Source organism: Streptomyces sp. NPDC087859 (genome assembly GCF_044742595.1).
Lineage (GTDB): Bacteria > Actinomycetota > Actinomycetes > Streptomycetales > Streptomycetaceae > Streptomyces > Streptomyces canus_F.
The window spans coordinates 299,921-313,123 of record NZ_JBIUUU010000013.1 but is presented as its reverse complement, the minus strand read 5'-3'; the positions used below and the strand labels follow the sequence as shown (position 1 = coordinate 313,123).

The window sequence follows — 13,203 nt, the reverse complement described above, 5'->3', positions numbered from 1 at the left end:
ATCACCGTCAACCGCAACGCCGTCCCCAACGACCCGCGTCCCCCGATGGTCACCTCGGGCCTGCGGATCGGCACCCCGGCGCTGGCGACGCGTGGTTTCACGGCCGAGGACTTCACCGAGGTCGCGGACGTGATCGCCTCGGCGCTGAAGCCGTCCTACGACGTCGAAGACCTGAAGGCCCGGGTCAAGGCGCTGGCCGACAAGCACCCGCTGTACCCCGGCCTGTAACCGACCATCTCCCGCAAGGGCACGCCCCTCGCCCATCAACCCATGGAGTACAGCGTGGCAATCAGCGTCTTCGACCTGTTCTCCATAGGCATCGGCCCGTCCAGCTCGCACACCGTCGGACCGATGCGCGCCGCCGCGATGTTCGCCGCCCGGCTGAAGACGGACGGCCTGCTCGCTCCGGCCGTCGCGGTACGGGCGGAGCTGTTCGGCTCCCTCGGTGCCACCGGCCACGGCCACGGCACCCCCAAGGCGGTGCTGCTGGGCCTGGAGGGCAACGAGCCGCACACCGTCGACGTGGCCCAGGCCGACCTGGACGTCGAGCGGATCCGCGGCAGCGGGCGCATCCGTCTGCTCGGTGCCGAGATCGGCGCGGCCCACGAGATCGACTTCGACGCCTCGACCCAGCTGGTCCTGCACCGTCGGCGCTCGCTGCCGTACCACGCCAACGGCATGACCCTCTTCGCGTACGACGCCGACGGGGTCCCGCTGCTGGAGAAGACGTACTACTCGGTGGGCGGCGGCTTCGTGGTCGACGAGGACGCCGTGGGGACCGACCGGATCAAGGCCGACGACACCGCGCAGGCCCACCCGTTCCGCACGGGCGACGAACTGCTGCGGCTGACCCGGGAGACGGGTCTGTCGATCTCCGCGCTGATGCTGGAGAACGAGAAGGCCTGGCGCACGGAGGAGGAGATCCGCGCGGGCCTGCTGGAGATCTGGCGGGTGATGGAAGGGTGCGTGTCGCGCGGGATGTCCTGCGAAGGCATCCTCCCCGGTGGTCTGAAAGTGCGTCGCCGGGCTGCTGCGGCGGCTCGTCAACTGCGCAGCGAGGGCGATCCGTTGGCGCACGCGATGGAGTGGATCACGCTCTACGCGATGGCGGTGAACGAGGAGAACGCGGCGGGCGGACGGGTCGTCACGGCCCCGACGAACGGCGCCGCAGGCATCATCCCGGCCGTCCTGCACTACTACCTCAACTTCGTGCCGGGCGCCGACGAGGACGGCATCGTCCGCTTCATGCTCGCCGCCGGGGCGATCGGCATGCTGTTCAAGGAGAACGCCTCCATCTCCGGCGCCGAGGTCGGCTGCCAGGGCGAGGTCGGCTCCGCCTGCTCGATGGCCGCGGGCGGTCTCGCGGAGGTGCTGGGCGGCTCTCCGGAGCAGGTCGAGAACGCCGCCGAGATCGGCATGGAACACAACCTCGGTCTGACCTGCGACCCCGTCGGCGGCCTCGTCCAGATCCCCTGCATCGAACGCAACGGCATGGCCGCGGTCAAGGCGGTCACCGCCGCGCGGATGGCCCTGCGGGGCGACGGCCGGCACCACGTCTCCCTCGACAAGGTCATCAAGACGATGAAGGAGACCGGCGCCGACATGAAGGTCAAGTACAAGGAGACCGCCCGCGGCGGCCTCGCCGTCAACGTCATCGAGTGCTGAGACCGGGCCAGGGGACGGGTCACAGCCGTAGGACGATGAGCGCGGTGTCGTCCGTGTTGCCGGTGTGGGGGAGCAGGTCGGTGAGGAGGGCGTCGGCCAGGGCCTCGGGGGCGGCGTGCTGGTGGTGGATGAGGGAGTCGGCGAGGCGGGCCAGTCCGGCGTCGATGTCCTCGGTGCGGCGTTCGACCAGGCCGTCGGTGTAGAGGACCAGGGTGGCGCCCTCGGTGAAGGGTGTCTGGGCCTGGGGGCGCGTGGCGGAGCGGGGACGGGCGGCGAGTGGCGGGTCGGTGGCCCGGTCGAGGAAGGACACGGTGCCGTCGGGGTGGAGCAGGGCGGGCGGCGGGTGCCCTGCGCAGCTGTAGGTGATGGTGTGGTCGTCCCAGTCGATGAAGGTCGTCGCCGCTGTGCTCGATTCGGCGCCGTCGACGGAGCGGGCGTACATGTCGAGGGCCTCCAGTGCCTGTGCCGGGCCGTCGGCGACGCGTGTGGCCGCGCTCAGGGCGCTGCGCAGCTGTCCCATGGCGCAGGCGGCCGCCAGGCCGTGACCGACGACGTCACCCACCGCCACCGCGAGGCCCTCGCCGGGCAGCTCGACCACGTCGTACCAGTCGCCGCACACGTTCAGGGCGCCGACGGCGGGCCGGTAGCGGACCGCCGCTTTGCGGTGTTCAAGGGGTCTGGGGTCGGGCAGCATGGCCGCCTGCAGGGCCAGGGCGACCTCACGCTCGCGGTCGTGTGCCTGGCGCAGACGTTCGTTGACCTGCTGAAGCTCCCGCGCGCGGGTGTACAGCTCGGCCTCCAGCACCCGGGACCGCCGGTCGCCGTCCGGGCCGCCGAAGGCGCGGATGAGCTCGGTGACCTCCTCCACCCGGTGCACGATCAGCGTGACCTGCCCGTCGGGGTCGTGGACGGGGGCGTTGACCGGGCTCCAGTAGTGCTCCTTCCAGCGGCCGGGGTGCGCGGGATCCTCGATGTCGTAGCGGAGCAGCGCCATGGTGTCGCGTTCACCGGTGGCAGCGGTGCGCAGCATCGACTCCCGCGTCTCGCGCATACCGGCCGCGGCCGCGTCGTTCGGGTTCTCGGGGAAGACGTCGAAGATGTAGTGGCCCACCAGCTGCTCGCGGGTGCGTCCGGCCAGCCGGAGGAAGTCCTCGTTGGCGTCCACGTACACCAGCTGGGGGGTGAGCAGTGCCACCATGCCGGGCAGAGCCCTGAATACCGCCGCATAGTCGATCTGCGGTTCCTCCGCCATTTGCTGCCTGCCTGCCTCGGCGCCGAGCGTCACTGTGCCGTTCCACGATAGAAGCGAACAGGCCACGGGGCCCGGGGAATGGACTACCCGGGCCCCGTCGGCGATCAGATCTAGGTGTCGTCGCCCGGACAAGACGCGAGGTCCGGGCGAAGGACCATCAGGGAGTCCTCCAGGGCCGCCACCATGGCAAAGGGGAAACGGTCGAGTTCGAGACAGAGTGCGACGTCATCGGGGTGGACCCCTTGACGCACCCCCTGCGTCAGTTCGGCTGCCGCGCGGGACTCGGCGGCGCGGCGGAGGAACTCGGAGGCATCCGTTCCCGCCTCGGTGGCCCTCCGGGCGATGTACTGGGCACACGCCAGATCCTCGTCGGCCTGTCCACCCTCGCCGGTGACCACGAAGGTGACGCTGTCACTCTTGCGTGTCCGCAGGAGCCGAGCCGTCGCCTCCGCCACCACGAAGCTCGCGCACAGCACCAGCGACGCGTCCTTGACCGCGAGGGCGCCGACCGTCCCCGCCGTGGTCTTCTGCACGACGGTCCGTCCGCCGAGGTCCATGGACCGCAGCATGCCCGGCGAGTTCACGGTGTCGAAGCCGGGCGCGGGCGGACCGTCCTTGAGCGCCACCCAGTCCGGGTGGCGGGTCTTGAGGGCCAGGGCATCGTCCAGCGACTCAGCCAGAACGATCTTCTCCGCGCCTTGGCCAAAGGCCCAGGCGGCCACGGTAAAGGCCCGCATGACGTCGACCACGACCGCCACGGACGGTGTCTCGACCAGCTCGGTGATGCCAAGAAAGTGGGCGTCCATTCGGATCATGATCGAGCACGTCCGACCTGCGGCACCCGGCGAGTGACCCACATCACGCGAGTCAGATCCAGCTGTCGAGCCACATCCTGGCGCGCCAGTCCGCGTACGGAATCGTCTGCCCGGTGTACGCGGGGAAGAAGTGGATGAAGTTCCACGCGATGAGCAGCACGAGCACGCCTGCGGTCACCGCCCCCACCGTGCGGCGCTCGCCGGTCGCTCCCGGCGGACCCAGCAGGGCCCCCAGCATCATCGTGACGGCCAGACACAGGTACGGCACGAAGGCGACCGCGTAGAAGGAGAAGATCGTGCGGTCCTGGTACAGGAACCAGGGCAGATAGCCGGCACCCACCGCGCACAGGACAGCGCCGGAGCGCCAGTCGCGGCGCAGCGCCCATCGGTAGAGCAGGTACACCAGGGCGCAGCACGCCGACCACCACAGGAGGGGCGTGCCCAGGGCGAGGATGGTCTGCGTGCAGTCGGTGGCTGTGCGGCAGCCTTCCGTCCCGGGTTTCGGCGACTCGTAGCGGAACAGCACCGGGCGGCCGAGGACCAGCCAGCTCCAGGGGTTCGACTCGTACTTGTGGGGCGTGTGCAGCCCCACGTTGAACTGGTACACCCCGTACTCGTAGTGCCACAGGCTGCGCAGCGGAGCCGGGATCCACGACCACGTGCCGCCGCGGCCGTCCGCCCAGTGGCGTCCGTAGCCGTTGTCGGACAGGAACCAGCCGGTCCATGTCGCCAGGTACGTCACGACGGCGACCGGAACGAGGGACAGCACCGACCGGCCGAGGTCCTTGCGCAGCACCGCCCGGTAGGGGCGGCGGGCCCCGGCCACCCGGCGGGCCCCGACGTCCCACAGCAGGGTGAGGACCATGAAGAAGGCGAGGAAGTACAGGCCGTTCCACTTGGTGGAGGCCGCCAGTCCCAGGAAGAGGCCGGCCGCGATCCGCCAGGGACGCAGTCCCGTTCCGGCATGGTCACCGGTGTGTCCGTCCGGGCGCACACGACCGTCCTCGGGGACGGGCAGGGCCGCCGCGAGCCGGGCCCGTGCGTGGTCCCGGTCGATGAGCAGGCATCCGAACGCCGCCAGGACGAAGAACATGAGGACGAGGTCGAGCAGAGCGGTGCGGCTCATGACGTAATGCAGACCGTCCACCGCCATCAGTGCCCCGGCCAGGCAGCCCAGCAGCGTCGAACGGAACAGCCGGCGCCCGATGCGGCACAGCATCAGTACCGACAGCGTGCCGAGGACCGCCGTCATGAAGCGCCAGCCGAACGGGGTGAGACCGAACATCCACTCGCCGAGAGCGATCACCCACTTGCCCGTCGGCGGGTGCGCGACGAAGGACCCGGTGTCGGAGAGCGATATCACCTGGGGATGGGCCAGGATCTGCGGATCTGCGATCTTGCGGTCCGGCCAGGTGCCCTCGTAGCCCAGTCGGAGGAGGGACCAGGCGTCCTTGGCGTAGTACGTCTCGTCGAACACGAGCGTGCGCGGGCTGCCCAGACGCCAAAAGCGCGGAAGTCCGGAAAGGAGCGCCACCAGCAGGGGCCCGCCCCATCCCGACCAGCGGTCCGGCCGGAGCGCCGCCGCGGGCGACAGCCCGAGCCTGCGCCACGGCCGTGACCCGGGTTCGGGAAAGGGCACGACCAGGCGGTCGCGCACGGATGTGTGCCGGCGTCCCGCGTATCCGAAGGCGCGCAGCCGCTGCTCCCAGGAGGCCTCCCGGTGACCGGCCTGATCGATTCGGGGCATGCCGACGGACGTGGGCGCGTTCTTGTGGAACACCTGGTGAGCCTTCTGTTCGTGGAGAGCGGGACGAGCGGGCGTCAGCCGCCTGGCGGGCGGCGAGGGCCTAGCCGGCTCGGCCTCAGCGAGCGGGGCCGCTCGAACCTGCCCCTACCTGAGCGGTGGAGGCGGGGAGGACCGTCGACGGCGTCGGGACCGACTCGGCGGAGGTGACGGGGCGGGGCTGCCTCGTGTGGGGTCCGCCCTGGGCGACGGAGCTCGCCAGGAGCAGCAGCCCGATGCCGAGTCCGGCGATGGTCAGCACCGATGCGGTGGCCATCCAGGCGGCCCGGGCCCGCTGCCGGGCACGGACGCCGGCTTGCAGCCGGTATCGGTGCCGGTCCTCGTAGGGCCTGTCCGTGTGGCCGTCACGCATCATGCGTGTCAGCTCCTGCTCGAAGCGATCCACTGTTCCTCCTTCACTCGACCGGCTCGACTGCCTCGGCCAGAAGCCGCCGCAGCCGTGCGACCCCGCGCGCCGTCAGTGAACGGGCGGTCCCCACCGGACACCCGAGCACTTCCGCGACGTCCCGCTCGGGCAGGTCCTGGTAGTAGCGCAGCACCACCGCGGCCCGCTGCCGTGCCGACAGCAACGCCAACATGGCCTCCAGCCGGGTCCGCTCGTCCACCGCGGCCGTCTCGTCTCCCGCCCCGGGCGGGTCGGGCAGCTGGTCGACGGGGTGCTCGCCCCACCATCGACGCCGTGCCGAGCGTGCCGCGGCACGTGCCAGGACCTTGCGCACATAGGCCTCGGGCGCCTGGTCGGCCACCTTCGGCCAGGCGAACCACAGTTTGACCAGCGCCTCCTGCAACAGGTCCTCGGCCCGGTGCCGGTCCCCACCGGTGAGCAGCCGCGCCAGGTGGAGCAAGGCCGACCACCGGGCAGCCACGAACCGGTCGAACTCAACGGCCCGCTGCTGCCCCGTCAACGCCGCCCCCCAACCCCCTGCCGAACACGCCGGCTTCCGCCGCTGTCACCCTTAACAAGACGCTGGGCCCCGCCCCGCTATGCACTTCCGCGATGTGGCGTGGGTCACATGCACGGTTCGCGGGGGCCCTGTGCCCCGGTCGGGGTGAACGGCCCGGTGGTCATGCGGCAGCCGGTGGCCGCCAAGTCGCCTCGACCAGGGCCCGTTCGGTGCCGGACAGGTAGACGGCCGCGGCGAGCCACACCCGTGCGTACCCACCCGGATCGGCCTGCCGGGTCCGGCCGAACACATCGCGGCCACGGCGGTCGGCCTCCGCCGCGAGCGCGTCCGCCAGGTCGGCCGCGGCCCGGAAGCCGCTACGCCGAAGGGCCGCGGTTCCCGACGCCCGGTCGCCGTCGCGTGCGGGCTCGGCGGCGGTCCGCCGGCCCCCGGACACAGCGACCTCGACCAGCCGTCGCAGCCGCCACAGGGGCGCTTCGGCCACCGGATCCGGCGGGAACGCGGACAGGGTCTCCACCGACGGCAGTTCGTCGGCCGGCGGGAAATGCGCGCCTTCGAGGCGGTCGTAGCCCAGATCGGCATGCCCCGCCCACTCGGTCGGCAGACGCAGGGTCGCCGTGCCGTCCGGCACGGGACCGACCGCCAGCGGCCGCAGTGTCGCGGCACGGGCCGGGTCCAGACGCCCGACGACGCGCAACCGCAAACCGGGCCGCGAGGCCAGCTTGCGGAAGTTGGCCGCATGCGCCAGGTCGGGGTGGCTGTTGGACGGCACCAGCCGGATCACCAGACCCTCACCGTCCGCCTCCTGCGCGGGCAACTCCCGGGCGAACAGATGGTCTTCGGCCGCTCCCACGATGACCACGTCACAGCCGATGAGTTCGCCGGCCGTCTGCCCGGCCTGTTCCGGCTCGGTCGTCCCTGCGCCGGTGAAGCGTGTCGCCGCGGCCTCGGCCAACGGGCGGGAGAACAGCCGCGCGAGCGGGCCCGACGTCCACGACAGGCCCGTGACCGGGGTGGCCCGTACGCCCTTCCCGGCGCCGAGGCGGCCGTCCGGTGAGAGCGTCGCGCCCGAGATCAGCAACCCGCCCCGGGAGAGCCGCGCGTGATCGAGGCCGCCGGAGCCGAGCGCCACGGTGGCCGTGGCGGCACCCCGCGCCCGGGCCGGGCCACCGGGTCTGACGTCGGCCACGGAGAACCAGCGCCCCTCGTCGGACAGCACATGCGTGACGACCCCGCCGTAGCCGGTGGCGGAGATCACCGGCTCCCGGCACACCCCGTGGACACGCAGGCCGCCCCCCGGCCGGTAGCCGCGCCGGGCGGTGCCGACCAGCGCCGGGTCGGGGTCGGACGCCGCCAACAGGCCGCTGGTGAGCAGCAGTTCCCGCAGAGCGGCCACCAGGTCGGCCAACCGGTGGCCGTCGTGGCGGGCGCGCGCCGCACGCACGGCGCGCACCACCCGCAGCGCGGCCGCCTCGGGACGGTGCAGCCCGGCGAGCCGGGCCGTGTGCGCGGCCCGCAGCAACTCGGCCTGCGGTACGGCCCCCGCGCCGGGCACCCCGGCGGCCAGCACAGCGGCGGCCGCGTCCCAAAGACCCGTCGCGGCTGACACCTGGGCATCGGTCGGTCCCACCGGCGGCGCATCCGCCTCACGGGCGTCCGCTGTCCCGGCACCTTCGTCAGGAGGGATCGCCTTGACATCGGCCCCGTCGGACGAGGGTTCCGGCGTCTCGGCCACCGTGTCCGCGTCGGCCACCGGAGCGGCACCGAGCACGGCCGCGCGATGCAGACACCGGGGCGCGAGCAGACAGCTGCACTGCGCCTGACCGTCCTCCGTGACCGCGCCGGACGGCCCGGGCGTGAGGGTCACCTCGGCGTCCTCACCGCATCGCACCCGCCGTACGGTGCCGTCGGCGGTGACGGGCAGCGTCGCGTAGGTCTCGATCGCGGCGTCCAGCTTCTTGCGCAGCCGGGACGTCAGTTGCTCGACGGCGGCGGCGACCACCTCGGGTGCCACGGGGGGCAGTTCGGTGTTCATCGGGTCTCTCCGCGGAGGCGGTCGCCCACCCAGCGGGCGAGGGCGAGGGGACTGAGGGCGGCGACCGGCATCCCGGCCGCGACGAGCTGCTGCGCCACGGGGACCGAGTAGCGCGGACTGCCGGTGTCGTCCAGGGCGGCGCAGCCCATCAGATGGACGCCGGAGCTCGCGAGGTCGCGTACCTCGCCGAGGAGGCCGCCGAGCGGATATCCCTCCTCGAAGTCGCTGACCACCACCACGAGGGTCCGGCTGGGAACGGTCACCAGGGAACGGGCCTGGGCCAGCCCCGCCGCGATGTGCGTGCCGCCGCCGACCCGCACCTCCAGGAGCAGCGACAGCGGGTCGTCGACGCGTTCCGTCAGGTCGATCACCTCCGTGGAGAAGGCGAGGAAGTGCGTGCTCAGCGTGGGCACTCCGCCCAGCACGGCCGCGGTCAGCGCCGACCAGATGACGGACGCCTCCATCGACCCGGACACGTCGACCACCAGGATCAGCCGCCAGTCCGCCTCCCTGCGCGAGCGGGTGCTGAACACCGGCCGCTCCGGGACGACCAGGGTGCGGCCGTCGTCGGTCGTGCGGGTGTGGGCGAGGTTGGCCCGCAGGGTGCGCGGCAGGTCGATCCGGCCGCCCGGCCGGTGGGTCGGGCGTGGGGTGGCCAGCCCGGTCAGCGCCGGACGCAGCCGGGTGGCCAGCTCCTTGGCCAGCTCGTCGACCAGGCGGCGCACCAGCGGGCGCAACCGGGCCAGTTGCTGCTCCGGCATCCCGCCGGCCAGGGACAGCACGGACGACAGCAGGTCGACCGAGGGACGGACCGACTTCGGGTCGAGCTCGGCCAGGACGTCGCTGCGGCCCTGGTCGGCGGCCCGGGCCAGCACCTCCTCGCGGACGTCGGTGCCGAACAGCGCGTCGAGTTCCTCGGCCCACTCACGGGCGGTCGGGAAGGAGGCGTCCCGACCGCCGCCGGGGCCGCCCTCGCGGCCGAGGTCCGCGGAGCCCTCGCCACGGCCGGTGCCGTACAACTCGTCGAGCGCGTGCGCGTAACGGCGGGCGCCCTGCGGCAACTTGTCGCTCTCCCGGCCGAGGAGCAGTCGCCAGCGGTCGGTCGGCGTGAGATGGAGGGCGGCGCCCTGTCGTGCTTCAGGGCGGGACACGGGCTTGTCGGGGGCCTTGTCGGTTTCCGCGGCCTTCGGGGGCGGGGTGCTGTCGGCCGGGGCGAGTGCCGTCCCCAGCGGTGGCCGGAGCGCGTCGACCGCCGCCCGGCCCGCCGCGTCGGCGGCCGTCCACAGCGCGAGCAGCTGCGGTGAGGCGCCGAGCGACAGGTCGAGCCGGTCTCCGAGACGCTCGGTCACCGTGTCCAGCAGACGGCCGCGGCCCGCCGGGCTGAGCGCGTCGAAGCCGCCGCGCAGGGCGGGCAGCCGGTCGAGGAACCCCTGGTCGGTGAGTGTGTCGATACGGTCGAGCAGCGGGTCCAGCGCGGTCGGCGCCGACTGGAGCAGGGGAGCGGCCCCGCTGAGCAGACCGCTCAGGCGGCGGTTCAGCGCATGCCGCTCGTCGGGCCCGGTGGCGGTGTCGATCCAGCCCGCGGCACGGGTACCGAGAGTGTCGGTGCCGTCGAGGTCGAGCATGACGCGGGCGGCGAGCGCGGCGCCCTGGACGAGCGGGGAGCCGGTGCGCGCGAGGTCGTCCAGCGCGTCGTCCATCCGCAGTCCGAGGCGGTGTTCGCCCGCGCGGGAGGCGAGCGCCACGAGTGCGTCCGCGTCCTGCGGGTCGTCGCTGCCCGCCAGCCCGGGCAGGCACCGTACGGCCGACTCCAGCAGTTCGGCGGCGAGTTCGGTGGCCGTCCGCCGGCTCTCGGGTGTGGTGCCGGGCAGATGGCCTCGCCGCAGCGCCTCGGACAAGTCGAGGCCGCTGAGGAGTTCGGGGAGGGTGGCGCAGGCGGGGAGCACCTCGGCGGCGTCGGCCAGCCGCTCGGCGACCAGCTCCAGCAGATCGCACCGGGCGGCGCCGCTGAGCGCCGCCAGAACGAGGGCGCTGGTGGGCCCGCCGTCCGCCGACTCCCTGCGGAAGGTCTCCCGCAGGGTCCCCTCGGCGGCCAGCGCCGCTGTCACGCCCCGGACGCCGGCCAGATCCAGCCGGACCGGCACGGCCGGGGTCCACGACAGGCGCCACCGCGTGGTGAGCGCGGCCGCATCCCCCGTACCCGCCACCTGGACCGGCTCGCCGTACCCCGCTCCGCACACCGCGAGACGCTGGAGCAGGATCTCGCGGCGGCCGTCGAGCGCCGAGCGCAGCGGGTCGAGCCGCAGTTCACGCCCGGTGGGATCGTCGGGTCCCGGCAGCCGCAGCGCGGCGAGCTCCGCCTCGACGGACGGGCCGAGCCCGGAGCGGGGCGTGCCCGGGGCGATGCGGCCGCGGTCGGTGCCGACCAGGACGACCTCCAACGCCCGCGCCAGCGCCCGACCTCGGCCGAGCGGCTCACCCTGGCCCATCACGGTCGTCAGCGCCTCCAGCACCTCGCCGCGCCCGGGAGCCGACAGACCGCGCAGCCGCGCCAGGTCGCACGCCACGCGCAGCGTCTCGCGGGCCTCGCCGGTACCGGCGACATGCCCGGCCGCGCGCAGCTCACGGCAGACGTCGGTGATCGCCCGTGCCGCGGCCTCGTGCAACCGCTCGGGATCGCCGCCGGCCGTGAACACGGCCTGCTGCCAGCGCGGATCACGGATGCCGGCCGGATAGCCGGAACGGGAGTCCAGCAGATCGAAGGCGTACGGCACGAGGGAGGTGACGACGGCCGGCCACTCAGCCGCGGGCACCGGCGCCGCGGTGGGCGTCGCGGCCCCTTCGGTCAACGCCGGTGCGTGGAAGGCTCCGACGACGGCCGCGACGCGGCGTCCGCCGGCCGCGGCACGGGCGATCGCCTCACGCATGTGCGCCTCGCGCGCCAGATCCACCGCGGGAACCCCGTCCGCCGACTCGGCGTCGCGGCGCAGCGCCCAACCGACCCCCAGGGCAGCCCGGCGTACGGCTTCGGGGGCGCAGCCCGGGGCGAGGACCTCGACGCTGCGGTCCCACATGTCGTCGCCGTCGCGGCCCGTGCCGGCCGCGGTGAGCGCGGCCGCGAACGCTGTGGGCGCCTCGGCCGCCGGTGCGCGAGAGTCCCCGGCTTCGGTGCTCCAGCGCGGATCGGACATCGGCAGGTCGCAGCAGACGACCTCGGCGCCACGCTCGCGTGCCCAGCGGATGGCGGCGAGTTCGGGCGAGAAGTCGGCGAAGGGGTAGAAGCCGAGCCGGTCGCCCTCGCCGGCCCCGGCCAGGGCGACCGGGGCGAGGGTGCCCGGCGCGCCGAGATGGGTCAGCCAGGGCTGGAAGTCGGTGGGCAGCTCCACACAGACGACCTCGGCGCCGGAGGCGTCCAGCAGGGCGGGGACGGCGGCGGCGAGCGCCGGGCTGTGGTGCCGTACGCCCAGCAGGTACGGCACCACCGAGTCGGCGAGGGCGGCGAGGGCCGCCCTCGGTTCCTGAACGAGGGTCACCGAAGGTTCTCCCGCAGGTCCCACAGGCGGCGCCAGGTCGCCGAACCGTCCTCGGCGCGGCGGCGCACCGGGCCGTCCCAGTAGCCGAGGAGACGCGCGTGGTCGGCCGGATCGTCCTTGCGGACCACGCCCAGCAGATGACCGGGGACCAGGTCCAGCGAGTCGCCGCCGGGGAGGTAGGCGGCGGCCACCCCCAGGGAGACGGCGACCTGCACCGCCTCGGCGGTGGACATCACCGTCCCCGGGCGCTCCACGTCCCAGCCCTCGGCCGAGCGTCCGGCCCGCAGGTCGCGAAAGACGGTCAGCAGGACGTCGAGGACCGCGTCGTCCACGCCGAAGGCCGCGCCCGCCCGCTCGACGGCCGCCGTGGCCTGCCGCTTGACGAGGGCGGTCTCGGCCTCGACGTCGGCGATCGGGTGCACGGTCTCGAAGTTGAAGCGGCGCTTGAGAGCGGCGGACATCTCCGACACCCCGCGGTCGCGGAGGTTGGCGGTGGCGATGACGGTGAACCCGGGCGCGGCGGCGACCTGTGCGTCGTCGGTGCCGGACAGTTCGGGCACGCTCATCCGCCGGTCGGACAGGAGCGACACCAGGGCGTCCTGCACCTCGGGCAGACAGCGGGTGATCTCCTCGATACGGGCCACCCTCCCGTCGCGCATCGCGGCGAGGACCGGTGAGTCCACCAGGGCCTGCGGGGAGGGGCCCTGGGCGAGGAGCAGGGCGTAGTTCCAGCCGTAGCGCAGGGCGTCCTCGGTGGTGCCCGCGGTGCCCTGCACGGTGAGGGCGCTGGTGCCGCAGACGGCCGCCGACAGCAGCTCGGACAGCATCGACTTGGCGGTGCCCGGTTCGCCGACGAGCAGCAGTCCGCGTTCTCCGGCGAGGGTGACCACGCACCGCTCCACCAGGGCGCGTTCGCCGACGAACTTGGGGGCGATGACCAGTTCGTCCGGCAGAGCCTCGGGCGCCTCGGGCAGCTTGAGCGCCTCGCCGCCGCTGCCGCAGACGAACGTGATCACGGCGCGGGGTGTCAGCAGCCAGCCGGGCGGACGGGGGCCGTCGTCGTGGGCGGCGAGAAAGGCGAGTTCGGTGGCGAAGCGCTCTTCGGCGGGCAGGGTCTGCCGGGCCGGGAGGGCCGACACCGTGTCGGTCAGGGGCATGGATGTCCTTGCTCGGTGGATCGGTCTGGGTCGGGGC

The 13,203-nt window shown here is 73.4% G+C and carries 9 protein-coding genes and 1 pseudogene; 2 read left to right on the top strand and 8 right to left on the bottom strand.

The genetic code is table 11. The annotated features are described in order from the left end of the window. Both ACIOHP_RS31750 and ACIOHP_RS31745 read left to right on the top strand, forming a co-directional pair. Positions 1-228, top strand: a pseudogene (locus tag ACIOHP_RS31750) (serine hydroxymethyltransferase); the annotation flags it as partial. 54 nt (positions 229-282) lie between these two features. Continuing rightward, on the top strand, positions 283-1,665 hold the full coding sequence (locus ACIOHP_RS31745) for an L-serine ammonia-lyase (protein WP_401892921.1): 1,383 nt from the start codon (positions 283-285) through the stop codon (positions 1,663-1,665). Positions 1,666-1,684: 19 nt separating this feature from the next. On the opposite strand, the gene ACIOHP_RS31740 is transcribed toward ACIOHP_RS31745, so the two are convergent. The 8 genes from ACIOHP_RS31740 to ACIOHP_RS31705 all read right to left on the bottom strand — a co-directional run bounded on the left by ACIOHP_RS31740 (position 1,685) and on the right by ACIOHP_RS31705 (position 13,166). Further along, positions 1,685-2,917, bottom strand: a complete 1,233-nt coding sequence (locus ACIOHP_RS31740; RefSeq protein ID WP_401892918.1) for a PP2C family protein-serine/threonine phosphatase — start codon at positions 2,915-2,917, stop codon at positions 1,685-1,687. Between the two features lie 110 nt (positions 2,918-3,027). After that, positions 3,028-3,723, bottom strand: a complete 696-nt coding sequence (locus ACIOHP_RS31735) for a 2-phosphosulfolactate phosphatase (protein ID WP_401892915.1) — start codon at positions 3,721-3,723, stop codon at positions 3,028-3,030. 61 nt (positions 3,724-3,784) lie between these two features. Continuing rightward, entirely contained in the window at positions 3,785-5,479 is a 1,695-nt protein-coding gene (locus tag ACIOHP_RS31730) for a dolichyl-phosphate-mannose--protein mannosyltransferase (protein ID WP_401892913.1), read from the bottom strand. A 115-nt stretch (positions 5,480-5,594) separates the two neighbouring features. After that, complete coding sequence (locus tag ACIOHP_RS31725) at positions 5,595-5,921, bottom strand: hypothetical protein (RefSeq protein WP_401892911.1); 327 nt, start codon at positions 5,919-5,921, stop codon at positions 5,595-5,597. Positions 5,922-5,931: 10 nt separating this feature from the next. Continuing rightward, positions 5,932-6,441: a SigE family RNA polymerase sigma factor gene (locus ACIOHP_RS31720; RefSeq protein ID WP_401892909.1), complete on the bottom strand. Its 510-nt coding sequence runs from the start codon at positions 6,439-6,441 to the stop codon at positions 5,932-5,934. A gap of 160 nt (positions 6,442-6,601) precedes the next feature. Further along, entirely contained in the window at positions 6,602-8,476 is a 1,875-nt protein-coding gene (locus ACIOHP_RS31715) for a hypothetical protein (protein WP_401892907.1), read from the bottom strand. Beyond that, positions 8,473-12,009 carry a DUF5682 family protein gene (locus ACIOHP_RS31710; RefSeq protein ID WP_401892905.1) on the bottom strand — a complete coding sequence of 1,179 codons (3,537 nt, stop codon included), beginning with the start codon at positions 12,007-12,009 and terminating at the stop codon, positions 8,473-8,475. Before ACIOHP_RS31710 ends, ACIOHP_RS31715 begins: the two co-directional genes overlap by 4 nt. Further along, positions 12,006-13,166 carry an AAA family ATPase gene (locus ACIOHP_RS31705; RefSeq protein ID WP_401892903.1) on the bottom strand — a complete coding sequence of 387 codons (1,161 nt, stop codon included), beginning with the start codon at positions 13,164-13,166 and terminating at the stop codon, positions 12,006-12,008. Before ACIOHP_RS31705 ends, ACIOHP_RS31710 begins: the two co-directional genes overlap by 4 nt. Positions 13,167-13,203: the final 37 nt, after the last annotated feature.

What these genes read in the sequence shown, in the direction of transcription:
- ACIOHP_RS31715 (WP_401892907.1), bottom strand. Translation starts at nt 8,476, where the DNA reads ATGAACACCGAACTGCCCCCCGTGGCACCCGAGGTGGTCGCCGCCGCC.
- ACIOHP_RS31705 (WP_401892903.1), bottom strand. Translation starts at nt 13,166, where the DNA reads ATGCCCCTGACCGACACGGTGTCGGCCCTCCCGGCCCGGCAGACCCTG.
- ACIOHP_RS31735 (WP_401892915.1), bottom strand. Translation starts at nt 3,723, where the DNA reads ATGGACGCCCACTTTCTTGGCATCACCGAGCTGGTCGAGACACCGTCC.
- ACIOHP_RS31730 (WP_401892913.1), bottom strand. Translation starts at nt 5,479, where the DNA reads ATGCCCCGAATCGATCAGGCCGGTCACCGGGAGGCCTCCTGGGAGCAG.
- ACIOHP_RS31740 (WP_401892918.1), bottom strand. Translation starts at nt 2,917, where the DNA reads ATGGCGGAGGAACCGCAGATCGACTATGCGGCGGTATTCAGGGCTCTG.